The following is a 25,825-nucleotide window of genomic DNA, read 5'->3' as shown; positions in this document are numbered from 1 at the left end:
CCCTCTCGCTCGTTAAGGTGAACCCATGAGCGAACCCCCCCGCTTCGACCGCGGCCACACCGATGACCTCATGTCCTTCCTCGCGGCGAGCCCCACGCCGTACCACGCCGTGGCCAACGCCGCCGAGCGGCTGGAGAAGGCGGGCTTCAGGCAGGTCGCGGAGACGGACGCCTGGGACGGCACGGCAGGCGGCAAGTACGTGCTGCGCGGCGGCGCGATCGTCGCCTGGTACGTCCCCGAAGGGGCCGAGGCGCACACCCCGTTCCGGATCGTCGGCGCGCACACCGACTCCCCGAACCTGCGCGTCAAGCCGCGGCCCGACAGCGGGGCGCACGGCTGGCGCCAGGTGGCCGTGGAGATCTACGGCGGGCCGCTGCTCAACTCCTGGCTCGACCGCGACCTGGGCCTGGCCGGGCGGCTGTCCCTGCGCGACGGCACGACCCGCCTGGTCGACGTGGACCGGCCGCTGCTGCGGGTCCCCCAGCTCGCCATCCACCTGGACCGCGCCGTCAACTCCGACGGGCTCAAGCTCGACAAGCAGCGGCACATGCAGCCGGTGTGGGGCCTGGGCGAGGACGTCCGCGACGGCGACCTCATCGCCTTCCTGGAGGAGACCGCGGGGCTCGACGAGGGCTCGGTCACCGGCTGGGACCTGATGGTGCACCCCGTCGAGCCGCCCGCCTACCTGGGCCGCGACCGTGAACTGGTGGCGGGCCCGCGCATGGACAACCTGCTGTCCGTGCACGCCGGCACGGCCGCGCTCGCCGCCGCGGCCGGACGCGGCCCGGAGCTGCCGTACATCCCCGTGCTCGCCGCCTTCGACCACGAGGAGAACGGCTCCCAGTCCGACACCGGCGCGGACGGCCCGCTGCTCGGCAGCGTCCTGGAGCGCTCGGTGTTCGCGCGCGGCGGTTCCCTGGAGGACAGGGCCCGCGCCCTCGCCGGGACCGTCTGCCTGTCCTCCGACACCGGTCACGCCGTGCACCCCAACTACGCGGAGCGGCACGACCCGACGCACCACCCGCGCGTCGACGGCGGCCCCATCCTCAAGGTCAACGTCAACAACCGTTACGCCACGGACGGTTCGGGACGCGCGGTGTTCGCCGCGGCCTGCGAGAAGGCCGGGGTGCCCTTCCAGACGTTCGTCTCCAACAACGCCATGCCGTGCGGCACCACGATCGGCCCGATCACCGCGGCCCGGCACGGCATCAGGACGGTCGACATCGGCGTGGCCATCCTGTCGATGCACAGCGCCCGCGAACTCTGCGGCGCCAAGGACCCGTTCCTGCTGGCGAACGCGCTGACGGCCTTCCTGGAGGGTTAGTTCGGCCCGCCTCCCACCAGCGACTTCCTGAGTGGCGGTCAACTCCCGTGCGCCCCGCGGCGCATGGGAGCCCTCCCTCCGGGTACCCGGGTCGCACCGGAAAGACCGGACAGGGAGGCGACACCTATGGGCCTCGGCGGATGCATCATCCTCATCGCCGTGGGAGCAATCCTCACGTTCGCGACCGACTGGGACATGCAGGGTGTCAACCTTGACCTGGTCGGCATCATCTTCATGATCGTCGGACTGATCGGCGTCGCGACCTTCAGCAGCATCGCCCGGCGTCGGCGGGTCGTGGTGCCCCCCGCCACCCCGGTGGTGGACGACCCGGCCCGTCCGCACCACCACATCCGCGACGGCTACAGCGACGGGTACGGCGCCTGACCGGACGCCCGGCCCGGGCCGTCCGCACCGGACAGCTCCAGGACCAGCCGGTCCGCGCCTCCCGCGTCGGGACGCACGGGCAGCCGCCACTCACGGCGGTGCACATGGCAGGCCGGATGGAGCACCTCCGGGTCGGCGTCGCACGCAGCCGCCGTCGCCACGACATGCAGCACCCCCTGCCCCACGGCGGGGTCGGTCTCGAGGGCGCGGGAGAGGTCACTCCCCGCGCCCTCTCCGCTGCGCAGGAGCGCGGGCGGTGAGGCGGACACGAGCAGACGGGTCGCGGGGCCGTCCCGCGTGTCCAGCTTCTGGCCGGGCGGCGGGGTGAAGACCACGTCCAGGTGGACGGGGCCGACGGCGATCCCCGTGACGGACCGCTCCGCGTCCGCGTGCGGACGCAGAACCTCCGCGGGCAGCCGCAGCCGGGTCAGCCGGTGCCGCGCCGACTCCACCACCACGACGTCCTCACCGACGACCACGGCCCCGCTGGGCTCGCGCAGGTCGCCGGCCAGGGTGGTCACCTCGCCGGTGGCCGGGTCGTAGCGGCGCAGTGCCTGGTTGTAGGTGTCACAGACGGCCAGGGAGCCGTCGGGCAGCGCGGTCACCCCGAGCGGGTGCTGGAGCAGCGCCCCGTCCGCGGGCCCGTCCCGGTACCCGAAGGCGAACAGTCCCGCCCCGACGGCGGTACGCACCTCCCCGTCCGTGTCCAGCAGGCGCAGCGCGGAGCTCTCCGAGTCGGCCACCCACAGCCCCTCCGCCGTCACCGCGAGCCCCGAGGGCTGCGCGAACAGGGCCTCCCTCGCCGGACCGTCGACGAGCTGCTCCCCGCCGGTCCCGGCCTCGCGGGCGACCGTGCCGGCTGCGGGGTCGTAGGACCAGAGCTGGTGGATGCCCGCCATCGCGATCCACACCTTGCCGCGCCACCGCACGACGTCCCAGGGAGAGGACAGGCGCACCTCCCGGGCCGGGCCCTCCGTCGGGTTCCCGGGGCGCCAGGGGGAGCCGGTGCCGGCGAGGGTGGTGACCTCGCCCGACTCCGGGTCGAGGCGCCTCAGGGCGTGGTTGACGGTGTCGGCGACGACCACGGCGCCGTCCGGGAGCAGGGCGAGCCCCTGCGGCTCCTGGAAGCGCGCCCGGGCGGGCGGTCCGTCCACCAGGCCCCGCTCGCCGCTGCCGAACCGCCTGAGGACCGTCTCCCCGTCCTCGGCCAGCTCCACCACCTGGTGCCGGGTGGTGTCCGTGACCAGGAACGTCCCCGACGGCAGCCGCAGCACCTTGCCGGGGAACCGCAGCACCGTGGGCTCCGGCTCCGGCGGCGCGTACGGGAGGTCGCCGCGCCGGAGGGTGCCCTTCGCGGCGTGCTCGGCCTCCAGCTCGGTCACCAGCCGCTCGATCTCGGGCACGTGCCCCTCGCCGGAGTACGTGGCCACGACGTACCCCTCCGGGTCGACGATCACCAGCGTCGGCCAGGCCCGCACCGCGTACTGCGTCCACGTCGTCAGCTCGGGGTCGTCCAGGACGGGATGCGCGACCCCGTACCGCTCCACGGCGTCCGCCACCGCCGCGTGCTCCGCCTCGTGCGGGAACTTCGGCGAGTGCACGCCGATCACCACGAGCGTGTCCCGGTGCCGTTCCTCCAGCTCACGCAGCTCGTCGACGACGTGCAGGCAGTTCACACAGCAGAACGTCCAGAAGTCGAGCAGTACGACGCGTCCGCGCAGGCCGGCGAGGGTGTACGCGGCGCCGCCCGTGTTGAGCCAGCCGCCCTTCCCCGCGAGCTCGGGCGCCCGCACGCGGGCGGAGCGGCGGACGGGGGGAGCGGAGGCGGCGTCGTCCATACGTCCAGCGTGCCACCGGCGGACGCCGGGCGGGGGTGGGGCGGGGCTCCGCCCGTCGGCCTAGTGCCGGCGTCGGACGGGGCCGAGCGGGGAACCCCTCGGCGCATGAGACTTCTCGTACGGGACCGGATCCTCGGCATCGGGGACGACTACTGGATCGAGGACGACCGCGGCAACAAGGTCTTCCTCGTCGACGGCAAGGCGATGCGGCTGCGGGACACCTTCGAGCTGAAGGACGCCGAGGGGCGCGTGCTCATCGACATCCGCCGGAAGATGTTCGCGCTGCGGGACACCATGGTGATCGAGCGGGGCGGGGAGCCGCTCGCGACGGTGCGGCGCAAGCGGCTGTCGCTGCTGCGCAACCACTACCGGGTGTCCCTGGCGGACGGCGGCACCGAGCTGGACGTCAGCGGGCGGATCCTCGACCGGGAGTTCGCCGTCGAGTACGACGGCGAACTCCTCGCGGTGATCTCCCGCCGCATGCTGTCCCTCCGCGACACCTACGGCGTCGACATCGTGCGCGACGACGCCGACCCGGCGCTGCTGATCGCGGTGGCGGTGTGCGTGATCCATCTGGCGGAGAAGGAGCGGGAGGGATAGTCCCGCGCCCTCCCGGTCAGCGGCGGGGGCGGGCCAGGCCCAGGACGCGGTCCTTGAGCGCCGGGAAGCGGTCCCGGGTGCCCGCCACCGTCGCCGGGTCGAAGTCGACCGTCAGGACCTCCTCGCCGGGGCCGGCCTCGGCGAGGACCTCGCCCCAGGGGTCCACCACGACCGAGTGGCCCGCCTGCGGAACTCCCGCGTGCGTCCCGGCCGTTCCGCACGCGAGGACGAACGCCTGGTTCTCCACCGCGCGCGCCCGGGCCAGCAGCGTCCAGTGCGCGCGGCGCCGTTCGGGCCAGCCCGCGGGGACGACGAAGGTCTCCGCGCCGGCGTCGACCAGACCCCGGAAGAGCTCGGGGAAGCGCAGGTCGTAACAGGTCGCCACGCCCATGACGGTGTCCGGCAGACGGACCGTCACCAGCTTCTCGCCCGCCCCCATCAGCACGGCCTCGCCCTTGTCGAAGCCGAAGCGGTGGATCTTCCGGTAGGACGCGGCGAGTTCGCCGGAGGGGGAGAAGACCAGGGAGGTGTTGTACAGGGTGCCGTCGGGGTCCCGCTCCGGGACGGACCCCGCGTGCAGCCAGACGCCGGCCTCGCTCGCCGCCTTGGCCATCGCCTCGTACGTCGGCCCCTCCAGGGGTTCCGCCTCGGTGCCGAACCCCTCGTAGGCGAAGGCGCCCGTGGTCCACAGCTCGGGGAGGACGACGAGGTCCGCCCCGGCCTGATCGCGCACCAGGGCGGCCACCCGGCGCCGACGCGATTCGACCGATTCGTCCTCGTTCACGGCGACTTGCAGCAAGGAAGCGCGCACACTACCACCGTCCTGGCATTCGACCCGCGTCCACGGGCCTACGATCGTCACACGAAAGCACTGCCGGGGTGCCTGTCAGCAGCGTAACTTGGGGGTCCCGCCGGTTCGAGCGAAGCCGAGAACCGGGGGAGACCCGAGACACCCGCGCAGTGCAGCCACCGCCCACTGGCACCGCCGCCACAACCTGCCCGTGTACCGACCGCCGAGGGGTCCCGTTCCGTGAGTCTGCATCCCGCCCTCCAGCCCTACGCCGACGCCTGGTCCCACTCCATCGAGGCGATATCCGAGCTGGTGCAGCCGCTGCCGGAGGCCGACTGGAACCGGCGCACGCCCTGCCCGGGCTGGTCGGTCCGTGACGTGGTCTCGCACGTCATCGGCCTCGACTCGGAGATGTACGGCGACCCCCGGCCGATCCACACGCTGCCGCGCGACCTGTTCCACGTCACCAACGACCACCAGCGGTACATGGAGATGCAGGTCGACGTGCGCCGCCACCACACGGCGCCGGAGATGACCTCCGAGCTCGAGCTGATGATCATCCGGCGCAACCGCCAGCTGCGGAACGAGTCCCGCGACCCCGGCACCAAGGTGCGCGGGCCGCTGGGCACGGAGCTGACGCTGGAGGAGTCGATGCGCCGGCACGCCTTCGACGTGTGGGCGCACGAGCAGGACCTCCGCACGGCCCTCGGCCGCCCGGGCAACCTCGACTCCCCCGGCGCGCTCGTCGCCCGCGACGTCCTGCTCGACGAACTCCCGCGCGTCGTCGCCGACCTGGCTCAGGCGCCGCGCAGCTCCGCGGTGGTCGTGGACGTCCACGGCCCGGTGGAGTTCCTGCGCACGGTCCGCGTCGACATCCAGGGCCGCGGCACCCTCGAGACCGCCCCCGCCCTGGGCCCGGCCGTGACCCTCACCCTCGACTGGGAGACCTACGTCCGCCTGGCCTGCGGCCGCGTGACGGTGGACTCGGTCACGGACCGCATCAAGACGGAGGGCGACCAGGACCTGGCCGCGGCAATCCTCCGGCACTTCGCGGTGACGCCGTAGTCAGGGGCGGCCCCCTGAGCCGGCGGGCACCCGCGTCCGGGCAGCCCGCGCGCACCCGGTCCCGGCAGCCCGCGGGCAATCGCCTCCCCCAGTGCCTTCAGGGCCTGGAAGGTACCTCCAGGGCGATGAGGGGTCGGCCAGCAGCGCGGCCACCCGGTGCACGCCGATCTCCAGGCCCCGCAGATGCCCCGCCTCCGCCCGGAAGCAGAACCGCCGCGCCGGGCGGCCCTGACGACGTGCGGCGCCCTCGTCGGCCGCCGCCTCCACGACCAGACCCGCCTCGATCTGGCCCCCGCTCGGGCGAAGCCGAGAGGTGGAGGGTGAGCGCGGGTGGCACCGCGGCGCCCCGGCCAGGCACGGACGCACCTGCCCTCGGCGCATCGGCGCCGGCACGCCGGCGAGCGGCCCGGCCCCACAGCCCGCGGGCAATCGTGCCTCCCAGGGCGACGGGGGCCCCGCTCGGGCGAAGCCGAGAGGGGGAGGGTGGGCGCGGGCGGCACCCCGGCGCCCGGTGGGGTGCCGCCCGCCGTAAGCCAGGCACGCGGACCCCCTCCGGGCCGTCAGGCGGGGACGTGCACCGTCTCCACCCTGCTGGCGACCAGCCGCTCCCGCTCCCGCCGTGCGGCCCGCCCCCGGAGGCGGAGGATCTGGGTGACGCCCAGCGCCTGGAGGACGAAGACCGCCGAGAAGGCGAGCGTGTAGTCGTCGCCGGTGGCGTCCAGCAGCACCCCGATCGCGAACAGCGTCGTCATCGAGGCGACGAACCCGCCCATGTTGGTGATGCCGGACGCCGTGCCCTGCCGTTCCGGCGGGTTGGCCGGGCGGGCGAAGTCGAAGCCGATCATCGACGCCGGGCCGCAGGCCCCCAGCACCGCGCAGAGCACGATCAGCAGCCACATCGGTGCCCTGTCCCCCGGCCAGGCCAGCGTGACGGCCCACAGCAGGGCCGTGGCGCCCACCGTGCCGAGCGCCAGCGGCAGCCGCGCTCCGTGGTGCCGGGCGACGACCTGGCCGTAGACGAGGCCGACGGCCATGTTGGCCAGCACCACGAGGGTGAGCAGCTCACCGGCCGCCGCGCGGGACAGCCCCTGCGCCTCGACCAGGAACGGCATGCCCCACAGCAGCAGGAACACCATCGCCGGGAACTGCGTGGTGAAGTGCACCCACAGCCCCAGCCGGGTCCCCGGCTCCCGCCAGGACGCGGCGATCTGCCGGCGGACGTAGTCGGCACCCTGGTGGGGGACCGGCTCCGGCTCGTGGCCCTCGGGGTGGTCCTTCAGGAACAGCAGCACCAGGACGAGGACCACGACCCCCGCGAGCGAACTGCCCGCGAACGCCTGCGTCCAGCCGACGCCGTGCAGCAGCCGGGCCAGCACCAGCGTGGAGACGAGGTTGCCGGCCATGCCGATCAGTCCGGCCATCTGGCCGACCAGCGGCCCGCGCCGCGCGGGGAACCACCGCGTGCCCAGCCGCAGCACGCTGATGAAGGTCATCGCGTCGCCGCAGCCGAGCAGCGCGCGGGCGGCGAGCGCCATGCCGTACGACGGGGAGAGGGCGAAGCCGAGCTGTCCGAGGGTGAACAGCACCGCGCCCAGGCTCAGCACCTTCTTGGTGCCGAGGCGGTCCACCAACAGGCCGACGGGTATCTGCATGCCCGCGTAGACCAGCAGCTGGAGGATGGAGAACGTCGACAGGGCGGAGGCGCCCACGTCGAAGCGGTCGGCCGCGTCGAGCCCGGCCACGCCCAGGGACGTGCGGAAGATGACGGCGACGAAGTAGACGGAGACGCCGATCCCCCAGACGGCGAGCGCGCGCCGTCCTCCTGGGGGCGCCCCCTCCGGGGGAGGGTCGCCGGGCAGCGTGCCGGCGCCGCGCGTGGTGGCGCCGCTCATCGCACCTCTCCCCGGGCGAGGTGGGAGAACCAGCCGACATGCCGGTGGACGACGTCCACGGCCGCGTCGGCGTCACCGGAACGCAGCGCGCCGAGGATCTCCTCGTGCTCGGCGAGGGTCTTGGCGATGCGGTCGGGGTGGGAGTGCATCACGGCCTGACCCATGCGCAGCTGACGGTCGCGCAGCTGGTCGTAGAGGCGGGAGAGAATCTCGTTGCCGCCGCTGCGGACGATCTCGGCGTGGAAGCACCGGTCGGTGACGGAGGCCGCCGCGAAGTCGCCGGCGGCCGCCTCCTCCTTCTGGCGCGCGAGCAGCTCCTCCAGGCGCGCGATGAGACCGGGGGGCGCGGGCACGGCCTTGCGCGCCGCGTGCTCCTCCACGAGCAGCCGGGTCTCGACGACGTCGGCGATCTCCTGCGCGGAGACGGGCAGCACGAGCGCGCCCTTCTTCGGGTAGAGCTTGATCAGCCCTTCGGCCTCGAGCCGCAGCAGGGCCTCGCGCACGGGCGTGCGGGAGACGCCCACGGCCTCGGCCAGCTCCCCCTCCGTGAGCAGCGTCCCGCCCTCGTACGTGCGCTCGAGCACGCCCTGCTTGACATGGGCGTAGACGCGGTCGGCTGCGGGGGGACGTTTCGCGGGGGCGGACACACTCATGCGGACAGCATAGATACAACAGGTACGCATGGAAGTGTCCGTCCACGATGCGAAACACCGCGTGCCGGGAAAATGCGCCCTTCTCCCGTACAACCATCCCTTCGGCGTACGCGTCAGACTCGTGCGGCCTCTTCCGTGCGGCCGCTCCTCAACCAGGCCGCGCAGCACGGCCATTCACGGTAAATCGGGGTATCTGACTTGAATATCGCCATCCAGGGCATCCGTTTCCGCAGAGCCGCCGGCGTCGTCGTGACCACCGGCGCCGTGCTCGCCTCCGGAGCCCTCTACGCGGCGCCGGCGCAGGCCGCCGCCCCCGTTCCGTCCGTCGTCGCCAAGGGCGGCTTCGTGATCAACAACGCGAACGGCAAGACGCTGTACACGAAGCTCGGCGACACCCGCCGCGCCACCGGCTCCACCACGAAGATCATGACCGCGAAGGTCGTGCTCTCCCAGAAGAACCTGAACCTGAACGCCACGGTCACGATCCAGAAGGCGTACAGCGACTACATCGTCTCGAAGAACGCCTCCTCCGCGCGGCTGATCGTCGGCGACAAGGTCACCGTGCGCCAGCTGCTCTACGGGCTGATGCTGCCGTCCGGCTGCGACGCCGCGTACGCGCTGGCCGACAAGTTCGGCACCGGCTCGACCCGCACGGCCCGTGTGAAGTCCTTCATCGGCAAGATGAACGCCGACGCCAAGAAGCTGGGCCTGAAGAACACCCACTTCGACTCGTTCGACGGCATCGGCAACGGCAAGAACTGGTCCACGCCGCGCGACCTGACGAAGATCGCGAGCAGCGCGATGAAGAACGCCACGTTCCGCGCGATCGTGAAGACGAAGAAGTACACGGCGAAGACGAAGACCAGGACGGGCGGCACCCGCACGATGGCGCCGTGGGTCAACACCAACACCCTGCTGAACAGCTACAGCGGCACCCTCGGCGTGAAGACCGGCTCGGGCCCGACGGCCAAGTACTGCCTGGTCTTCGCCGCCACCCGCAACGGCAGGACGGTGGTCGGCACCGTCCTCGCCTCCTCCTCCGCCGCCCAGCGCGAGAAGGACGCGAAGGCCCTCATGAACTACGCCTTCAGCAAGATCTGACCGGTCCAGGTCCCCGGACGCGCGAAGGGGCGCCGCACACCAGGTGTGCGGCGCCCCTCCTGTCGTCCGACCGGCCGTCAGGCCCAGGTGATCAGCCGCTTCGGCTGCTCCAGGACCGCCGCCACGTCGGCGAGGACCTTGGAGCCGAGCTCGCCGTCGACCAGGCGGTGGTCGAAGGACAGGGCCAGGGTGGTGACCTGGCGCGGCTTGACCTTGCCCTTGTGGACCCACGGCTGGGGCTTGATCGCGCCGACCGCGAGGATCGCGGACTCGCCCGGGTTGAGGAGGGGCGTGCCCGTGTCGACGCCGAAGACGCCGACGTTGGTGATCGTCACCGTGCCGCCCTGCATGGCGGACGGGGAGGTCTTGCCCTCCCGGGCCGTGGACACCAGTTCACCCAGGGACGCGGCCAGTTCGGGCAGCGTCCTGGCGTGGGCGTCCTTGATGTTCGGCACGATCAGACCGCGCGGGGTGGCCGCCGCGATGCCCAGGTTCACGTAGTGCTTGACCACGATCTCCTGCGCCGCCTCGTCCCACGAGGCGTTGATGTCGGGGTTCCGCCGGATCGCGACCAGCAGCGCCTTGGCGATCAGCAGCAGGGGGTTCACGCGCAGGCCCGCGAACTCCTTGTCCTGCTTCAGCTCCTCGACCAGCTTCATCGTCCGGGTCACGTCGACCGTCACGAACTCCGTGACATGCGGCGCGGTGAACGCCGAGCCGACCATCGCCGCCGCCGTCGCCTTGCGCACGCCCTTGACGGGGATGCGCGTCTCACGGGCGGAGTCGTACGACGCCGGGGCAGCCGGCTGAGCCGCCGGGGCGGAGGCGGCCGGGGCAGCCGGCTGGGCCTCGGGAGCCGTCTGCTGCGGGGCCTGGGCCGCGGCGACGGCCGCGTGGACGTCCTCGCGGGTGACGACGCCGTCCGGGCCGGTCGGGGTGACCGTCGCCAGGTCGACGCCCAGGTCCTTGGCCAGCTTGCGCACCGGCGGCTTCGCCAGCGGACGCTGAGCGGGAGCCGCGGGAGCCGCAGGGGCGGCCGGCACGGCGGGGGCCGCAGGAGCCGCCCCGTGGCCGTTCAACTCGGACTGGACCGCGGAGGCGGCCTGCTGGGCCGCCGGGTCCTGCGCCTGCTTGCGCGGGCGCCGGCGGGTGGAGGACGTGGCGACGCCGTAGCCGACCAGCACCGGCTGACGCGCCGCGGGCTGCTCGGCGGGCTGCTCCGGCTCCGCGGCGGGGGCGGGGGCCACCGCGGCCTCCTCCTGCGCCGGGGCCGCTCCGCCCGCCACCTCCACCGCGATGATGGAGGTGCCCACGTCGACCGTGGTGCCCTCGGGGAAATGCAGGGCACGGACCACGCCGTCGTAGGGGATGGGCAGCTCGACGGCGGCCTTCGCCGTCTCGACCTCGCAGACCACCTGGCCGTCGGTGACGGTGTCACCGGGCTGGACGTACCACTTGAGGATCTCGGCCTCGGTGAGGCCCTCGCCCACGTCCGGCATCTTGAACTCGCGTACGGACGCGTTCGTCATCGTCGTCACGACCCTCTCCTCAGTACGCCAGCGAGCGGTCGACGGCATCGAGCACCCGGTCCAGGTCCGGGAGGTAGGACTCCTCCAGACGGGCCGGCGGGTACGGGGCGTGGTAGCCGCCCACCCGCAGCACCGGGGCCTCCAGATGGTAGAAGCAGCGCTCCGTGATCCGGGCGGCGATCTCCGCGCCGGAGCCGAAGAACACCGGCGCCTCGTGCACGACGACCAGACGGCGCGTCCTCTCCACCGACGCCTGCACCGCGTCGAAGTCGATCGGGGAGACCGAGCGCAGGTCGAGCACCTCCAGGCTGCGCCCCTCCTCGGCGGCCGCGTCCGCGACCTCCTGGCAGAGCTTCACCATCGGGCCGTAGGCGGCGAGGGTCAGGTCCGTGCCCTCGCGCACCACCTTCGCCTTGTGCAGCGGGCCGGGGATCGCCTCGATGTCGACCTCGCCCTTGTCCCAGTAGCGGCGCTTCGGCTCGAAGAAGATCACCGGGTCGTCGCTCTGGATGGCCTGCTGCATCATCCAGTACGCGTCCGACGCGTTGGACGGCGACACGATCTTGAGACCGGCCACGTGCGCGAACAGCGCCTCGGGCGACTCGGAGTGGTGCTCCACCGCGCCGATGCCACCGCCGTAGGGGATGCGCACGACGACGGGCATCTTGACCTTGCCCAGCGCGCGGGCGTGCATCTTCGCGAGCTGCGTGACGATCTGGTCGTACGCGGGGAAGACGAAGCCGTCGAACTGGATCTCCACCACCGGGCGGTAGCCACGCAGGGCCAGGCCGATCGCCGTGCCGACGATGCCCGACTCGGCGAGCGGGGTGTCGATGACGCGGCTCTCGCCGAAGTCCTTCTGCAGGCCGTCCGTCACCCGGAACACGCCGCCCAGCTTGCCGACGTCCTCACCCATGACGACGACCTTCGGGTCCGCGTCCAGGGCGCGCCGCAGCGACTCGTTGATCGCCTTGGCCAGAGCCATCTTCTCAGCCATGTCACTTACCCCCGTCTTCGTCCGCGAACGATGCCTGGTAGGCGGCGAACTGCGCCCGCTCCTCGTCCACCAGCGCGTGACCGTCCGCGTACACGTTCTCGAAGATGGCGAAGTGGTCCGGGTCAGGCATGGCACGGACCGCTTCGCGCACCCGTTTACCCAACGCCTCGGACTCGGTCTCCAGTTCCGCGAAGAATCCCTCGTCCGCGTGGTTTACGGCCTCGAGGTAGCGGCGCAGGCGCAGGATCGGGTCCTTCGCCTCCCAGGCCAGCCGCTCGTCGTCCGTGCGGTAGCGGGTCGGGTCGTCGGAGGTGGTGTGCGCGCCCATGCGGTACGTGAACGCCTCGACGAGCGTCGGGCCCTCGCCGGCGCGGGCCCGCTCCAGGGCCCACTTGGTGACGGCCAGGTTCGCCAGCACGTCGTTGCCGTCCACGCGCACGCCCGGGAATCCGTAGCCCTGCGCGCGCTGGTACAGCGGCACGCGGGACTGCTTCTCGGTCGGCTCGGAGATCGCCCACTGGTTGTTCTGACAGAAGAACACCACGGGCGCGTTGTAGACCGCGGAGAAGGTGAAGGCCTCGGCCACGTCGCCCTGGCTGGAGGCGCCGTCGCCGAAGTACGCGATGACCGCGCTGTCGGCGCCGTCCTTGGTGATGCCCATCGCGTAGCCCGTGGCGTGCAGCGTCTGGGAGCCGATGACGATCGTGTACAGGTGGAAGTTGTTGCTGTTCGGGTCCCAGCCGCCGTTGTTGACGCCGCGGAACATGCCGAGCAGGTTCGTCGGGTCCACCCCGCGGCACCAGGCGACGCCGTGCTCGCGGTAGGTGGGGAAGACGTAGTCGTCGTCGCGCAGCGCCCGGCCGGAGCCGATCTGCGCCGCCTCCTGCCCGAGCAGCGAGGCCCACAGGCCCAGCTCGCCCTGGCGCTGGAGCGCGGTGGCCTCGGCGTCGAAACGACGGGTGAGCACCATGTCGCGGTACAGCCCGCGCAGATCCTCGGCCGTGACGTCGGCGACGTACTTGTCGAACTCGGCGTTCTTGACGCGCTTGCCCTCGGGCGTCAGCAGCTGGACGAGGGCGGGCTCGGCGCTCTTCCCGGCGCCTGCGGCCTTCTTGGCGGTGCTGGTGGTGCGCTTGGTGCCGGTGGTGCCGGCCTTGTTTCCGGCGCTGCGTCGCGGTGTGCGCGCGGCAGTGCTCTCCACGGTCACGTGTGCTCCTCCGTCGGTCCGGCCCCCGGGGTTGCCGGTGGGCCAGTGCGGCTCACCTGTTCCGACCACCGGGCACGGGGTGGGTGCCACTCGACCGGGAACAGGCGTGACAGGTGCCCCGGCGAGCGCCCTGCACACAGCACGTTACCCAGTGCTCCACATTTCTGTGAAACCCCCTCTGACCTGCGATTTTGCTTGGATATCCAAGTAAATCGGGGTAGGCCCGGAAGGCGCGCTGGTCACAGCCTTGCAGGAGGCCGGAGCAACGGCACGTTATCCCGGCCGAGCCGGGCACGGGAAGAGCAGACGTCCCCGGCGGCACGGGGTGCCGCCGGGGACGTCACGGGGTGCCCTCGGCGAGGGCGAATCGTTCGGTTGGGGGACGGTGACGCCGGTCAGCCGCCCGAGCCGCCGGGCACTCCGGCGTTGGCCCCGCCCGCGTCGGCGCCGCCGGCGCCCGCACCGCCGGGACCGGTGCCGCCGGTCTCGGTGCCACCGGTCTCGGTGCCGCCGTTGTCGCCGCCGCCGTCCTCGGTGCCGCCGTTCTCCGTGCCGCCGTCGTCGGTGCCGCCCGTCTCGGTGGACTGCGTCGCCGTCGGCTCCTGCGTCGGCTCCTCCGTGTCGGGCTGGGTCGGGGTGTACGACGGCTCGTAACTGGGGGTCCAGCCGCCGTTGCCGCCGGAGCCGGAGCCCGGGTCGGTGTCCGGCCCGGTGGTCTCCTCGGTCTCCTCGTCGGTCGGCGACGCGCTGGGCGACTCTTCCTTCGTGCTCTGCGAGACGGACGGCGAGGTGTCGGTCTTGCCGCCCTCGCCCCCGCCGCCGCCGTTGTTCAGCGCGAGGGCGACGCCCGCCGCGACGGCGATCACCGCGAGCACCGCGAGGATCCACAGCTTGCCGCGGCCGCTGCCCCGGTTGCCGTGGCCCTCGAAGCCGCCGTCGTCACCGCCGCCGTACCCGCCCGGCAGGATCGGCTGCGGGATGGCCGTGGTGCCGGAGTGCTCGGGGTGCGGCATGGCCGCGGCGCCCGCGTACCCGGCCGCGGGCGTGCGCGGGCCCTCGTGCATGTCGACCGGGCCGGTGTTCCAGGTGCCGGTGTGGCCGCCCTGCTCGTAGAGCATCTGCAGCGCGTACTGGACGAGACCGCGCATCTCCTCGGCCGTCTGGAACCGGTCGTCCGGGTCCTTGGCGAGGGAGCGCATCACGAGCCCGTCCAGCTCGGGCGGGGAGGCGTCCGAGGCCTCGGAGGGAGGCGTGGGGATGTCCTGGACGTGCTGGTAGACCACCGACAGCGGCGTCTCGCCGGTGAACGGCGGACGCAATGCCAGCAGTTCGTACATCAGGCAGCCGGTCGCGTACAGGTCGGAGCGGTGGTCGACGGCCTTGCCGAGCGCCTGCTCCGGGGAGAGGTACTGCGGGGTGCCCATGACCATGCCGGTCTGCGTCATCGTCGTGGACGCGCCGTGCATGGCGCGGGCGATGCCGAAGTCCATCACCTTCACGGCGCCGTTGTCGGTGATGATGACGTTGGCCGGCTTGATGTCGCGGTGCACGATGTTGTGCTGGTGCGAGTAGGCCAGGGCCTCCAGGACGCCCGAGACGATGATCAGCGCCTGCTCCGGGCCCGGCGCCTCCGCGTTCATCAGCAGGTCGCGGATGGTGCGGCCCTCGACCAGCTCCATCACGATGTACGGCACGGACTGGCCGCCGATCGTGTCCTCGCCGGAGTCGTACACGGCGACGATCGCGTGATGGTTGAGTCCGGCCACGGACTGCGCCTCGCGCGTGAAGCGCGCCTTGGACACCGGGTCCTCGGCCAGGTCGGAGCGCAGCAGCTTCACGGCGACGGTACGCCCGAGGCGTACGTCCTCCGCGGCGAACACCTCGGCCATGCCGCCCCGGCCGAGCCGGTGCGTGAGCCGGTACCGGCCGTCGCCGACCAGCCCGCCGTTGCCCCAGTTGTCCGGCGCGTCCGACATGCCGCCGCCAGTCGCCTCGGGGTCGGACGGGCCCTGAGCGCGCTGCTGCTGTGCCATCAGTCCTCGCCGTCGTTTCTGCCCGCGGTGCGCGCGGTGTTGTTACGGTCTCCGTCGGCCACGCTACAGCCTTTGCCGGGGCCTCCGGTCCGGGACGGGCTGCCGGATCCGGCACGCGACGGACCGGTCATCAAACCCGCTGGCCGTACCGTCGTGCAAATTCCGTGTACCGGTCGTACGACCGCTGTAACGCTTCCGCGACGCTTCTTTCGCGTACGGTCACGGAACGGGCACCACGCTTGACGTGTCGGTGACCTGGGGCAGACTTGGCCGGGAATAGCACTTTCGATCTACGACTAACGACAAGTCACGACGAGACAGGTCACCGACGGCGGCGCCGGACGCCGGGGAGGCTACGGGGGACGCGGAACATGAGCCAGGACGGCGCACAGGGCCGGCACACGGGGCGGGCGCTCGCGGGCGGACGCTACCAACTGCGGGACCTGCTCGGCCAGGGTGGCATGGCCTCGGTGCATCTCGCCTACGACACGGTGCTGGACCGCCAGGTCGCCATCAAGACGTTGCACACGGAACTCGGCCGGGAGCAGGCCTTCCGTGAGCGCTTCCGCCGCGAGGCCCAGTCCGTGGCGAAGCTCACGCACACCAACATCGTCTCGGTGTTCGACACCGGCGAGGACACGCTGCCGATCGACGGCTCCGCCGGCGGCGACGGCATGCCGACGCCGTACATCGTCATGGAGTACGTCGAGGGCCGCCCGCTCGGCTCCGTGCTCGACGAGGACGTACGGCAGCACGGCGCGATGCCCGCCGACAAGGCGCTGAAGATCACCGCCGACGTGCTGGCGGCGCTGGAGATCAGCCACGAGATGGGCCTGGTCCACCGCGACATCAAGCCGGGCAACGTGATGATGACCAAGCGCGGCGTGGTCAAGGTGATGGACTTCGGCATCGCCCGCGCCATGCAGTCCGGCGTGACGTCGATGACGCAGACCGGCATGGTCGTCGGCACCCCGCAGTACCTCTCCCCGGAGCAGGCGCTCGGCCGGGGCGTCGACGCCCGCTCCGACCTGTACTCGGTCGGCATCATGCTGTTCCAGCTGGTCACCGGCAGGCTGCCGTTCGACGCGGACTCGCCGCTCGCCATCGCCTACGCGCACGTGCAGGAGGAGCCGCCGGTCGCCTCCTCGATCAACCGCTCGCTGCCGCCGGCCGTGGACGCGCTGATCACCCGCGCCCTGAAGAAGAACCCCAACGAGCGTTTCCCCAGCGCGGAGGCCATGCGCGGGGAGTGCCTGCGGGTGGCGCAGTCCTTCCAGGCGGCCCCGCCGAGCATCGTGCCCGGCAGCCAGACGCCCAGCGGCGCCGGTGTCGGCTCAGCGGTGTTCCCACCGGTCGACCAGTCCGGGCAGACGCCCGCCGGCAGCGTGCAGACGCCGTACCGGCCGACGCCCCCGCCGAACCCGTACGGCACCCCGGCCCCGGCCACGCCCGCCCCGTCGTACGGCTACCCGCAGCAGGGCGGCTACCCGACGGCGAGCCCGTACGCCCCGCAGGGCCCCTCGACGCCCGCGCCGTACACGATCTCCCCGCAGGGCTCCGGCGGCGGCGGTCAAGGGCGCGGCCGGAACACTCCCGTGATCGTCGCGTCCGTGCTGGTCGCGGTGCTGGCCGTCGGCGGTCTGATCACGGCGATCGCCCTGAACAACGGGGGCGACAAGGACCCGAAGGCGGGCGGCGGCGGCAGCGCCTCCGCCACGGCCAAGCCCGAGGGCTACCGGGGCCCCGACACGTCCAAGACGATCGACCCCGAGAAGTGCGAGGAGCCGCAGGAGTCGTACAACGACCCCGAGCTGATCCGGCTGCCCGACTTCAAGTTCAAGCACATCTCCTCGGTGAAGGCGTGCTTCCAGGCCGCCGGCTGGGGCGGCAACCTCAAGATCGTGAAGGTCGACGAGAACACCTACGGCGACGGCTCGGTCCGCGAGCAGTTCCCGCCTGCCGGCACCGACGTCGACCCGGAGGACATGCCGGAGATCACGCTCAAGGTCTCCACGGGCAACCCGCCCACCTCCTGACGCCACCGGAACATACAGAAGGGGCCCGGCATCCGTGCCGGGCCCCTTCGTCCGTCAGGGGACGGGGAGGCGCCCCCGCTCCGTGCGGCGTCCTACAGGTAGGGACCGCCCGAGCGACCGCCCGTGTGGTGGGCGTCCTCGGGCCCCTCCGCGACACCCGGCGGCAGAGCGCGGCGCATCTGCTCCAGCTGGGCCCGCGCCGCCATCTGCTGGGCGAAGAGCGTCGTCTGGATCCCGTGGAAGAGCCCCTCCAGCCAGCCCACCAGCTGGGCCTGCGCGATACGCAGCTCCGCGTCGCTGGGGGTGCCCTCGTCCGTGAAGGGCAGGGAGAGCCGCTCCAGCTCCTCGACCAGCTCCGGCGCCAGGCCGTCCTCGAGCTCCTTCACCGAACTGGCGTGGATCTCCTTGAGGCGGTTGCGGCTGGCCTCGTCGAGAGGGGCCGCCCGCACCTCCTCCAGCAGCTGCTTGATCATGCTGCCGATCCGCATGACCTTCGCCGGCTGCTCCACCTGCTCCGTCACCGGGGTCGGACGGGAGTCGTCGTCCCCCTTGCCGCCGCTCAGCGCCATACCGTCCTGGCCGACGACCAGGATCTGCGGGTTCTCCGGCGACCGTTCGTTCCTCGGCATCTCCATTCGACCATTGTCGCGCACACCCCTTCCACGGCGCGGTGCGCCCCCGGAAGCGGCCGCGGCGGCGGGTCCTCCGTACGGCCCTGTCCGACATGCCGGTCCCGTCCCCCGGTGCGAGGCTGTTGCGCGTCCATCCGTCCCAACTTGCCGACGGTGCGGCCGAGCACCGGCCGGCGCGGGAGGTACCGGCCGTGACTCCGTGGCTGCGCACACTGGGGGCGACGCTCGTTCTGGGGGCGGGGGCCGTGCTGCTGCCGTACGGCCCGTTCCCGGCCCCGCCGGGTGCGGCCGGCGTGGCGTACGGGGCGGAGCGTACGCCGGGCCCCGACGCGAGCGACCGGACCCGCACTGCGTCCCGCTCCCCCTCCGCCCCGGCCTCCCCCTCACGCTCGGCCTCCCCCTCCGCCACCCGCTCCGGGAACGGTCCGGGCGAGGGGCGGGACCGGCCCGGACGGCAGGAGACCGCGCAGGGCGGCTCCCGTGACACCGCGCCGCACCGGCGGGACCGCACCGAGGAGGAGGGCACGGGCCCCCGCGAGGCGGCCGGACGCCCGGACGACGACGGGGTGCGGCGGCCGGACGCCCGGCACGACACGTCCACGCGGGCGGAGGACGACACGGCCGAGGGGTCCCCGGCCGGCTCCGACGGCGTGACGCCGTCGGGCCCCGCTTCCTCGGCGGCGGCCCCGGCGCCCGCCACGTCCTCGCGGGCCGCCGAGCCGGGCGCGGCCGCCGGCACCGCCGTGGGGCCGGTGCTGCGGATCCTGCCGCTGGGCAGCGGCCTGGTCCTCATGGGCCTCGGATTCGCCCTCGCCTTCCTGGGGCTGCGGATGCGTCAGGAACGCGGGGCGCGCTGACCGTTGCCCCGCACCGTCCTCAACTGGGCGTGACCAGCAGGACCTTGCCGATGTGGGAGCTGTCCTCCACGACCCGGTGCGCCTCGGCGGCGTCCGGCATGGGGATCTCCCGGTCGATCACCGGCCGGACGTGCCCCCCGGACACCAGCGGCCACACGTGCTCCCGTACGGCCGCCACGATCGCGGCCTTCTCCTCGACCGGCCGGGCGCGCAGCGTGGTGGCCGTGACGGCGGCGCGCTTGGCGAGCAGGGCGCCGATGTTCAGCTCGCCCTTCACCCCGCCCTGCATGCCGATGATCACGAGACGGCCGTTCACGGCGAGGGCCTGGACGTTGCGGTCCAGGTACTTGGCGCCCATGTTGTCGAGGATGACGTCCGCGCCCTTGCCGTCGGTGGCCTCCCGCAGCTCGGCGACGAAGTCCTGCTCGCGGTAGTTGATCAGGATGTCCGCGCCCAGTTCGGCACAGCGCTCCAGCTTCTCCCGGGTGCCCGCGGTCACGGCGACCTTCGCCCCGACCGCCTTGGCGAGCTGGACGGCCATGGTGCCGATGCCGCTGGAGCCGCCGTGCACGAGGAACGTCTCGCCGGGGCGCAGATGGGCGATCATGAAGACGTTCGACCAGACCGTGCAGACCACCTCGGGCAGCGCGGCGGCCCGGTCGACGGGGATCCCCTCGGGGACGGGCAGCAGCTGCCCGGCGGGCACGGCCACCTTCTCGGCGTAACCGCCGCCGGAGAGCAGCGCGCAGACCTCGTCGCCGACGGCCCAGCCGCTCACCCCCGGCCCGACCTGCGCGACCCGGCCGGAGCACTCGAGACCGGGGTAGGGCGAGGTGCCGGGCGGCGGGTCGTAGAAGCCCTGCCGCTGCAGGATGTCGGCCCGGTTGACGGCCGTGGCCACCACGTCGACGAGGACCTCCCCCTCACCGACCACCGGATCGTCCACCTCTCCCCACACCAACGCCTCGGGCCCACCGGGTTCGGGAATCGTGATCGCATACATGAGGGGGACGGTACTCCGGCCCCCACCCCTACGCCGGGGACGCCCCGCATCCCCCGGGAACACGGAGGACCACGGGGGCTGCACACCTTCGGGGGCGCGGGGGCTGCACACCTTCGGGGGCGCGGGGGCTGCACACCTTCGGAGGCGCGGGGGCTGCACACCTTCAGGGGCGCGGGGAACTGCGCGACGGGGGTCCGGGGGCGAAGCCCCCGAAAGCCCCGCACCCGACACGGTGAAGCTCCACGCAAGGGGCGCGGGAAACTGCGTAAACAACGCGAGGCCCGGGGCGGAAGCCCCCGAGAACACCCCACACCCGGCGCAGGCGCCAAAAAATCCGCGTGCGGTACCGATGAGTTTGCGCGACGGTAAAAGTCTCCCCATGCGTAGCCCAAGCACGCGGAAGGACCCGAAGCATGAGCACGCAGACGTCCGGCCCAGCGATCGAGACCGCTGGTCTGGTCAAGACCTTCGGCGAGACACGGGCCGTCGACGGGGTCGACCTCACCGTGCCCACGGGCACGGTCTACGGCGTCCTCGGCCCGAACGGCGCCGGCAAGACCACCACCGTGAAGATGCTCGCCACCCTGCTGCGCCCGGACGGCGGCGAGGCCCGCGTCTTCGGTCACGACGTCGTGCGCGACGCCGACGCGGTCCGCTCCCGGGTGAGCCTCACCGGCCAGTACGCGTCGGTGGACGAGGACCTCACCGGCACGGAGAACCTGATCCTGCTGGGCCGACTGCTCGGCCACCGCAAGGCCGCGGCCCGCGAGCGCGCCGCCCAGCTGCTGGAGGCTTTCGGCCTCACCGATGCGGCCGGCAAGCAGGTCAAGCACTACTCGGGCGGCATGCGGCGCCGCATCGACATCGCCGCGTCCATCCTCAACACACCCGACCTGCTGTTCCTCGACGAGCCCACCACCGGACTCGACCCGCGCAGCCGCAATCAGGTGTGGGACATCGTGCGCGCGGTCGTCGCCCAGGGCACCACCGTGCTGCTGACCACGCAGTACCTGGACGAGGCCGACCAGCTCGCCTCCCGGATCGCGGTGATCGACAAGGGCCGGGTGATCGCCGAGGGCACGAAGGGCGAGCTCAAGGCGTCCGTGGGCGCCGGATCCGTCCATCTGCGGCTGCGCGACCCCGAGCGGCGCGCCGACGCCGCGCGGCTGCTGCGCGACCTGCTGCTCGCGGAGGTGCAGCTGGAACCGGATCCCGTGGCACTCACCGCCCGGCTCAACGCCGCGACCAGCGACAGCGCGGCCGACCAGGCGGCACGGGCGCTCACCGAGCTGTCCCGGGCCGGCGTCACCGTCGACAACTTCTCCCTCGGCCAGCCGAGCCTCGACGAGGTCTTCCTCGCGCTGACCGGCCACGACACCGGCGCGGACGACGCCGCCGGCGACACGAAGGACGAGGTGGCGGCATGAGCACGGCCACGAGCACGGAGACCAAGGAACTCGCACCCGTCCGCACGGAGTCCCTGGCGGCGCTGCTGGTCGCCAAGGAGCGGCCGCAGCGGCCCAGCTCGCTGTCCACGTCACTGACGTTCGGCTGGCGCGCGATGCTGAAGATCAAGCACGTGCCTGAGCAGCTGTTCGACGTCACAGCCTTCCCGATCATGAACCTGCTGATGTTCACGTACCTCTTCGGCGGTGCGCTGGCGGGGTCGCCGACGGACTACATCCAGTTCGTCCTGCCGGGCATCCTCGTGATGTCGGTCGTCATGATCACGATGTACACCGGCGTCTCGGTGAACATCGACATCGAGAAGGGCGTCTTCGACCGCTTCCGCTCGCTGCCGATCTGGCGGCCCTCGGCGATGGTCGGCTACCTCCTGGGCGACGCCCTGCGCTACACCATCGCGTCCGTGATCATGCTGTCCGTGGGCCTGCTGCTCGGCTACCGCGCCGACGGCGGCTTCCCCGGGGTGGTCGCGGGCATCGCGCTGCTGCTGCTGTTCTCGTTCGCCTTCTCGTGGATCTGGACGATGTTCGGGCTGCTGCTGCGCACCGAGAAGTCGGTGATGAGCGTCAGCATGATGGTGATCTTCCCGCTCACCTTCCTGTCCAACGTCTTCGTCGACCCACGCACCATGCCCGGCTGGCTCCAGGCCTTCGTCAACAACAGCCCGGTGACCCACCTGGCGTCGGCGGTCCGCGGCCTGATGGCCGGTGACTGGCCGGCCGCGGACATCATGTGGACGCTGGGCTGGTCGGCCCTGTTCGTGCTGGTCTTCGGACCGGTGACGATGCGGCTGTACAACCGCAAGTAGACGATTCACGTCACGGCGACGGCCCCGGGGAACGCGTCCTCGGGGCCGTCGCCGTGTCACGTCGGCGGGAGGGCTCTCAGCTGCGCAGCGGGCGGACGTCCGGCGCGATCTGCGTGACCGGTGTGGCCCGCACGATCGTGATCAGCCGGTCCGTCAGCTCCAGCGTTCCGACGCTCCGGTCGTCGTAGCCGAGCACCCGGTGCCCGCGCACCACGCTCACCACCAGGTCGTCCAGCTCCCGGGGGGTCTTGCCCACCTCGGCCTTTATGACCGGCCGTTCCACGACGTCGAGACCGCTGCCCTGCTGGATCAGGTCCTCCATGACCATGCCCGCGGCCGGGCTCAGCACGGAGAGGCCCAGCAGGCGTCCGGCCGCGCTGGCGCTGGTGATGACCGCGTCGGCGCCCGACTGCTTGAGCAGCGGCGCGTTCTCCTCCTCGCGGACCGCGGCGACGATCTTGGCGTTCCGGTTGAGCTGGCGTGCCGTCAGCGTCACCAGGACCGCGGTGTCGTCGCGCTGGGTGGCGATGATGACCTGACGGGCCCGCTGGAGCTCGGCCCGCTTCAGCACCTCGCTGCGCGTCGCGTCCCCTATGACGCCCGCGTACCCGTCCGCCGTGGCCGCCTCGATCGCCTTGGCGCCGGGGTCGACCACCACGACCTGCTCCTTGCGGAGCCCCGTCGCACAGACCGTTCTGATCGCGGACCTGCCCTTGGTCCCGAACCCGACGACTACGGTGTGATCGCGCAACGTGGACCTCCAGCGGTTCAGTCGCCATTCCTCCCGGGTGCGTTCGGTGAGGGCCTCGAGGGTGGTGCCGACCAGGATGATCAGGAACATCACCCGCAGCGGCGTGATGACGAAGATGTTGGTGAGCCGGGCCGCGTCCGTCACCGGCGTGATGTCGCCGTAGCCCGTGGTGGAGAGGGTGACGGTCGCGTAGTAGAACGCGTCGAGCAGGTCGAGGGAACCGTCCGAGTTGTCGGTGTACCCGTCCCGGTCGGCGTACACGATGAACGCCGTCACCACGAGCACCAGCAAGGCCATCGACAACCGCTTGGCGACCTGGCGGATCGGATGTTCCACCAGTTTGCGCGGCAGCTTGACCCGATGGGTGACCAGATGTTCGTCGGCCTGACGGGCAATGGCGTCCTGGCCCGGAAGTTTCACGTGAAACACACCCCGATTCCTCCGGACGCCCAGGGCAGGTCCAGCAGTTCCGCCTCGTACCCGGGCTTCGCACCCCCGGGCGGTACGACGGCCAGCGCGTCCGCCGCGGCGATCCCGCGCAGCATCGCCGGCCCGTTGTAGAGCAACGGCAGTGCCCGGTCACCTCGCAGGGCGACGGGTACCAGCCGCGTGTCGTGCGGATGTCCCTGCACCGCGTCCCTGAGCGGCAGCGTGTACCCCTCCGGGGCGGGCCGGGCCGCAAGGGTCCTCAGCAACGGCTCGGCGAGCGTGACCAGGCCGGAGACGGCGGCGAGCGGGTTGCCCGGCAGGCCGACGAGGTACTGCTGCTCCGCGAACCGGGCCAGCAGCATCGGATGCCCGGGGCGCACCGCGACCCCGTCCACCAGCAGCTCGGCCCCGAGACGCCGCAGCGTGGGGTGCACATGGTCGACCGGGCCCGCGGCCGTGCCGCCCGTGGTGACCACGATGTCGGCATCACAGGCCGTCAGCGCCTGGTGCAGGGCGTCCTCGTCGTCCCCGACCCGCCGTACGTCGACCACGTCGGCGCCGAGCGCGCGCAGCCACGGCGGCAGGAGGGGGCCCAGCGCGTCCCGGATCAGCCCGTCGTGCGGCAGTCCCTCCCCGAGCAGCTCGTCACCGAGCACGAAGACGGCTGCGCGGGGCCGGGGAACGACGGTGAGCGTGTCGTACCCGGCCGCCGCGGCCATACCCAGCACCGGCGGACTCACCAGCGTGCCCACCGGCAGCAACTGGTCGCCGTTGCGGCATTCCTGGCCCCGGGGCCGGATGTCCTGGCCGTGCGAGACGGTGTGCGGCGCCCGGGTCGCGGCGGTGGCGTGCAGCCGGCCGTTGTCGTCGGTACGGCCGTGCTCGCTGCGGAGCACGGCGGTGGTGTCCGGCGGGATGCGCGCACCGGTGGCGATCCTGACGGCCTCCCCGTCGGTCAGCGGGGCGTGCGCGGTGTGCCCGGCGAGGACGCCCTCCTCGCGCACGTCCCACGGGCCGGGGCCGGAGACCGCCCAGCCGTCCATCGCGGAGGTGTCGAACGACGGCAGGTCGGTCAGCGCGATCAGCGGGCCGGCCAGGGTGAGGCCGAGAGCGGAGGACAGCGGGACCGAGACGGGCGTGAGATGTCCGCCGCGGTGGCCGCCGCGCAGGCGCGGGGCGCGCTCGGCGGTCGCGCGGGCCTCCGCCCAGTCGGTGCCGTCGCGGTGCACGGGGGCGCCGGAGGCGGGGGTGCCGTGCGAACCCTCGTTGCCGTGGGTGCCGTGGGTGCCGTCGTTGCCGTGGGTGCCGTCGTTGGGGCGCCTGCGGTCGCCGGAGGGCCGGTCGCCGGGGGTGTGGGCGTCGTTCACGAGGGCGAGTGCCTCCTCGACGTCGAGGTCGTCGGCTTCCTCACCGGCCCGGGGCGTGCGCGGGGTCATCCGGCGTCCGTGCGGGTTTCGGGTGCCGCGCCGGAGGTGGGGGCGGCGGGCTTCGCGTCCTGGGTTTCCTCCTCGGCCCAGCGGTTGGCCAGCGCGACGGCCTTGCGGGCCGCCTCGGCCACGGCGTCTGCGTCACCGCCCGCCCGCGCGGCCGCGAAGCCGACCAGGAAGGTGGTCAGCGGGGCGGCCGGCCGTGCCACGCCGTGGGCGGCGTCACGGGCGAGGTCGAGCAGCACGCCGGTGTCGACGTCCAGGTCGATGCCCAGCTCGTCCTTGACTGCGGAGATCCATTCGTCCAACACGTGTCCATGCTCCCTGATGCGTGCCCTGGCAGTGGCGATGTCGTCCCAGGTGTCGCAGTCGAAGGACGCGACCGGGTCGGAGATGCGGAGAAGGTCGAGGGCACCGGTGAGCCGGCGCAGGGGGAGACCGGCCGTACCACCGTGCGCGGCGGAGAGCGCGGTCAGTTCACGGCGCAGGGACGGCGTGCGGTACGCGGCCACCAGCGGCTGGTCCCGGCCGTCGGAGTCGCTCAGCAGCACGCCGTCGGCCCTGCCCCGGCGCAGGGTGTCCAGCAGCGCGGCGACCGTGCGGCCGTCGAGGAAGGGCAGATCGGCGGAGAGCAGCACGACGTGCTCGGCGGTGACGTGCCGCAGTCCGGCGTCGAGCGCGGCGAGGGGGCCGCCGCCCGGAGGGGCCTCGCGGGCCCAGGTCACGGGGCGCGCGGTGGGGCGGGGGCGGGCCACGACCACCGTGGTGCGGGCGTCGGCGCAGGCCGCGAGCACCCGGTCGAGCAGGGGCCGCCCGCCGACCCGCACGGCCGGCTTGTCGGCGCCGCCCAGCCGCCGGGCCGCACCGCCGGCGAGCACGACGGCGTCGTACGCGGCGGCGGGTGGCTGGTGCTCGGTCACCCCCCGAGTATGCGTGCCCCCGCGATCACAGGGAACGCAGGGGCACGCGGGAAGAGGCGACCGGGCCGCCCGGGGGCCGGTGGGG

At 72.7% G+C, this 25,825-nt stretch carries 22 protein-coding genes and 1 pseudogene; 9 read left to right on the top strand and 14 right to left on the bottom strand.

Annotation, left to right across the window (positions count from 1 at the left end):
• The first annotated feature begins 25 nt into the window (after nt 1-25).
• Together MTR79_RS00205 and MTR79_RS00200 are read left to right on the top strand one after the other, a co-directional pair.
• Nucleotides 26-1,324, top strand: a complete 1,299-nt coding sequence (locus tag MTR79_RS00205; protein WP_086703811.1) for a M18 family aminopeptidase — start codon at nt 26-28, stop codon at nt 1,322-1,324.
• A gap of 126 nt (nt 1,325-1,450) precedes the next feature.
• The gene (locus tag MTR79_RS00200; RefSeq protein WP_048457143.1) at nt 1,451-1,708 is read left to right on the top strand and encodes a DUF6458 family protein; all 258 of its coding nucleotides are present in this window, start codon (nt 1,451-1,453) and stop codon (nt 1,706-1,708) included.
• Here the strand turns inward: MTR79_RS00200 and MTR79_RS00195 are convergent.
• A complete protein-coding gene (locus MTR79_RS00195) occupies nt 1,684-3,546 on the bottom strand; it encodes an NHL domain-containing thioredoxin family protein (protein ID WP_244788640.1) in 1,863 nt (620 codons plus the stop codon). The two genes, MTR79_RS00200 and MTR79_RS00195, sit on opposite strands and share 25 nt — an antisense overlap.
• A 105-nt stretch (nt 3,547-3,651) precedes the next feature.
• Here MTR79_RS00195 and MTR79_RS00190 point away from each other — a divergent pair, with 105 nt between their 5' ends.
• Nucleotides 3,652-4,146 carry an LURP-one-related family protein gene (locus MTR79_RS00190; protein WP_244788638.1) on the top strand — a complete coding sequence of 165 codons (495 nt, stop codon included), beginning with the start codon at nt 3,652-3,654 and terminating at the stop codon, nt 4,144-4,146.
• A 16-nt stretch (nt 4,147-4,162) separates the two neighbouring features.
• On the opposite strand, the gene MTR79_RS00185 is transcribed toward MTR79_RS00190, so the two are convergent.
• Nucleotides 4,163-4,957, bottom strand: coding sequence for a carbon-nitrogen family hydrolase (locus MTR79_RS00185; protein ID WP_244788636.1), 795 nt, complete (start codon nt 4,955-4,957; stop codon nt 4,163-4,165).
• Nucleotides 4,958-5,176: 219 nt separating this feature from the next.
• Between MTR79_RS00185 and MTR79_RS00180 the strand changes: the two genes are divergently transcribed.
• Nucleotides 5,177-6,001: a maleylpyruvate isomerase family mycothiol-dependent enzyme gene (locus MTR79_RS00180; protein WP_114874072.1), complete on the top strand. Its 825-nt coding sequence runs from the start codon at nt 5,177-5,179 to the stop codon at nt 5,999-6,001.
• Between the two features lie 132 nt (nt 6,002-6,133).
• Here MTR79_RS00180 and MTR79_RS00175 read toward each other — a convergent pair.
• The 3 genes and pseudogenes from MTR79_RS00175 to MTR79_RS00165 form a co-directional block, all read right to left on the bottom strand.
• A pseudogene (locus tag MTR79_RS00175) lies at nt 6,134-6,286 on the bottom strand (transcriptional regulator); the annotation flags it as partial.
• Nucleotides 6,287-6,561: 275 nt separating this feature from the next.
• Entirely contained in the window at nt 6,562-7,893 is a 1,332-nt protein-coding gene (locus MTR79_RS00170) for an MFS transporter (protein ID WP_244788634.1), read from the bottom strand.
• On the bottom strand, nt 7,890-8,540 hold the full coding sequence (locus MTR79_RS00165) for a GntR family transcriptional regulator (protein WP_048457149.1): 651 nt from the start codon (nt 8,538-8,540) through the stop codon (nt 7,890-7,892). Before MTR79_RS00165 ends, MTR79_RS00170 begins: the two co-directional genes overlap by 4 nt.
• 204 nt (nt 8,541-8,744) lie before the next feature.
• On the opposite strand from MTR79_RS00165, the gene MTR79_RS00160 reads away from it, so the two are divergent.
• Entirely contained in the window at nt 8,745-9,647 is a 903-nt protein-coding gene (locus tag MTR79_RS00160) for a D-alanyl-D-alanine carboxypeptidase (RefSeq protein ID WP_244788633.1), read from the top strand.
• 77 nt (nt 9,648-9,724) lie between these two features.
• Here the strand turns inward: MTR79_RS00160 and MTR79_RS00155 are convergent, their stop codons facing one another.
• The 4 genes from MTR79_RS00155 to MTR79_RS00140 all read right to left on the bottom strand — a co-directional run bounded on the left by MTR79_RS00155 (nt 9,725) and on the right by MTR79_RS00140 (nt 15,413).
• Nucleotides 9,725-11,176, bottom strand: coding sequence for a dihydrolipoamide acetyltransferase family protein (locus MTR79_RS00155; RefSeq protein ID WP_244793007.1), 1,452 nt, complete (start codon nt 11,174-11,176; stop codon nt 9,725-9,727).
• Nucleotides 11,177-11,195: 19 nt separating this feature from the next.
• A complete protein-coding gene (locus tag MTR79_RS00150) occupies nt 11,196-12,173 on the bottom strand; it encodes an alpha-ketoacid dehydrogenase subunit beta (RefSeq protein WP_086704077.1) in 978 nt (325 codons plus the stop codon).
• 1 nt (nt 12,174) lies between these two features.
• Nucleotides 12,175-13,380 carry a pyruvate dehydrogenase (acetyl-transferring) E1 component subunit alpha gene (gene pdhA / locus MTR79_RS00145; RefSeq protein ID WP_086704079.1) on the bottom strand — a complete coding sequence of 402 codons (1,206 nt, stop codon included), beginning with the start codon at nt 13,378-13,380 and terminating at the stop codon, nt 12,175-12,177.
• 395 nt (nt 13,381-13,775) lie between these two features.
• On the bottom strand, nt 13,776-15,413 hold the full coding sequence (locus MTR79_RS00140) for a protein kinase (protein ID WP_086704081.1): 1,638 nt from the start codon (nt 15,411-15,413) through the stop codon (nt 13,776-13,778).
• Nucleotides 15,414-15,784: 371 nt separating this feature from the next.
• Between MTR79_RS00140 and MTR79_RS00135 the strand changes: the two genes are divergently transcribed.
• Nucleotides 15,785-17,449, top strand: coding sequence for a protein kinase (locus MTR79_RS00135; RefSeq protein WP_244788631.1), 1,665 nt, complete (start codon nt 15,785-15,787; stop codon nt 17,447-17,449).
• 92 nt (nt 17,450-17,541) lie between these two features.
• Here the strand turns inward: MTR79_RS00135 and MTR79_RS00130 are convergent, their stop codons facing one another.
• Nucleotides 17,542-18,084: a bacterial proteasome activator family protein gene (locus MTR79_RS00130; RefSeq protein WP_086705347.1), complete on the bottom strand. Its 543-nt coding sequence runs from the start codon at nt 18,082-18,084 to the stop codon at nt 17,542-17,544.
• Nucleotides 18,085-18,272: 188 nt separating this feature from the next.
• Between MTR79_RS00130 and MTR79_RS00125 the strand changes: the two genes are divergently transcribed.
• Nucleotides 18,273-18,938 carry a hypothetical protein gene (locus MTR79_RS00125; RefSeq protein ID WP_244788629.1) on the top strand — a complete coding sequence of 222 codons (666 nt, stop codon included), beginning with the start codon at nt 18,273-18,275 and terminating at the stop codon, nt 18,936-18,938.
• Between the two features lie 19 nt (nt 18,939-18,957).
• Here the strand turns inward: MTR79_RS00125 and MTR79_RS00120 are convergent, their stop codons facing one another.
• The gene (locus tag MTR79_RS00120; protein ID WP_244788627.1) at nt 18,958-19,941 is read right to left on the bottom strand and encodes an NAD(P)H-quinone oxidoreductase; all 984 of its coding nucleotides are present in this window, start codon (nt 19,939-19,941) and stop codon (nt 18,958-18,960) included.
• A 413-nt stretch (nt 19,942-20,354) separates the two neighbouring features.
• Here MTR79_RS00120 and MTR79_RS00115 point away from each other — a divergent pair, with 413 nt between their 5' ends.
• Together MTR79_RS00115 and MTR79_RS00110 are read left to right on the top strand one after the other, a co-directional pair.
• Nucleotides 20,355-21,368 (top strand): ATP-binding cassette domain-containing protein, encoded by a 1,014-nt coding sequence (locus MTR79_RS00115; protein ID WP_086705043.1) that lies wholly within the window; start codon nt 20,355-20,357, stop codon nt 21,366-21,368.
• Nucleotides 21,365-22,213 carry an ABC transporter permease gene (locus tag MTR79_RS00110; RefSeq protein ID WP_048457158.1) on the top strand — a complete coding sequence of 283 codons (849 nt, stop codon included), beginning with the start codon at nt 21,365-21,367 and terminating at the stop codon, nt 22,211-22,213. The genes MTR79_RS00115 and MTR79_RS00110 overlap by 4 nt, the downstream gene beginning before the upstream one ends.
• Nucleotides 22,214-22,289: 76 nt before the next feature.
• Here MTR79_RS00110 and MTR79_RS00105 read toward each other — a convergent pair whose 3' ends face one another.
• From MTR79_RS00105 to MTR79_RS00095, 3 genes are read right to left on the bottom strand one after another with little or no spacing between them, the layout of a single operon-like run.
• Nucleotides 22,290-23,384 (bottom strand): potassium channel family protein, encoded by a 1,095-nt coding sequence (locus MTR79_RS00105; RefSeq protein ID WP_048457159.1) that lies wholly within the window; start codon nt 23,382-23,384, stop codon nt 22,290-22,292.
• Complete coding sequence (locus MTR79_RS00100; RefSeq protein ID WP_244788625.1) at nt 23,381-24,829, bottom strand: molybdopterin molybdotransferase MoeA; 1,449 nt, start codon at nt 24,827-24,829, stop codon at nt 23,381-23,383. Before MTR79_RS00100 ends, MTR79_RS00105 begins: the two co-directional genes overlap by 4 nt.
• Nucleotides 24,826-25,740, bottom strand: a complete 915-nt coding sequence (locus tag MTR79_RS00095; RefSeq protein WP_244788623.1) for an NTP transferase domain-containing protein — start codon at nt 25,738-25,740, stop codon at nt 24,826-24,828. Before MTR79_RS00095 ends, MTR79_RS00100 begins: the two co-directional genes overlap by 4 nt.
• Between the last annotated feature and the right edge of the window lie 85 nt (nt 25,741-25,825).

The sequence above is a fragment of the Streptomyces sp. BJ20 genome (assembly GCF_022869105.1).
GTDB classification, from domain to species: Bacteria; Actinomycetota; Actinomycetes; order Streptomycetales; family Streptomycetaceae; genus Streptomyces; species Streptomyces griseoincarnatus.
Note: the sequence above shows the minus strand (reverse complement) of the source record. Positions and strands in the feature narration are given on the sequence as shown.

Bases quoted from the DNA above. Each gene is read 5' to 3' on its own strand.
- MTR79_RS00170 (WP_244788634.1), bottom strand. From the start codon at position 7,893: ATGAGCGGCGCCACCACGCGCGGCGCCGGCACGCTGCCCGGCGACCCT.
- MTR79_RS00135 (WP_244788631.1), top strand. From the start codon at position 15,785: ATGAGCCAGGACGGCGCACAGGGCCGGCACACGGGGCGGGCGCTCGCG.
- MTR79_RS00110 (WP_048457158.1), top strand. From the start codon at position 21,365: ATGAGCACGGCCACGAGCACGGAGACCAAGGAACTCGCACCCGTCCGC.
- MTR79_RS00150 (WP_086704077.1), bottom strand. From the start codon at position 12,173: ATGGCTGAGAAGATGGCTCTGGCCAAGGCGATCAACGAGTCGCTGCGG.
- MTR79_RS00120 (WP_244788627.1), bottom strand. From the start codon at position 19,941: ATGTATGCGATCACGATTCCCGAACCCGGTGGGCCCGAGGCGTTGGTG.
- MTR79_RS00200 (WP_048457143.1), top strand. From the start codon at position 1,451: ATGGGCCTCGGCGGATGCATCATCCTCATCGCCGTGGGAGCAATCCTC.
- MTR79_RS00115 (WP_086705043.1), top strand. From the start codon at position 20,355: ATGAGCACGCAGACGTCCGGCCCAGCGATCGAGACCGCTGGTCTGGTC.
- MTR79_RS00195 (WP_244788640.1), bottom strand. From the start codon at position 3,546: ATGGACGACGCCGCCTCCGCTCCCCCCGTCCGCCGCTCCGCCCGCGTG.
- MTR79_RS00205 (WP_086703811.1), top strand. From the start codon at position 26: ATGAGCGAACCCCCCCGCTTCGACCGCGGCCACACCGATGACCTCATG.
- MTR79_RS00155 (WP_244793007.1), bottom strand. From the start codon at position 11,176: ATGACGAACGCGTCCGTACGCGAGTTCAAGATGCCGGACGTGGGCGAG.
- MTR79_RS00140 (WP_086704081.1), bottom strand. From the start codon at position 15,413: ATGGCACAGCAGCAGCGCGCTCAGGGCCCGTCCGACCCCGAGGCGACT.
- MTR79_RS00100 (WP_244788625.1), bottom strand. From the start codon at position 24,829: ATGACCCCGCGCACGCCCCGGGCCGGTGAGGAAGCCGACGACCTCGAC.
- MTR79_RS00190 (WP_244788638.1), top strand. From the start codon at position 3,652: ATGAGACTTCTCGTACGGGACCGGATCCTCGGCATCGGGGACGACTAC.
- MTR79_RS00130 (WP_086705347.1), bottom strand. From the start codon at position 18,084: ATGGAGATGCCGAGGAACGAACGGTCGCCGGAGAACCCGCAGATCCTG.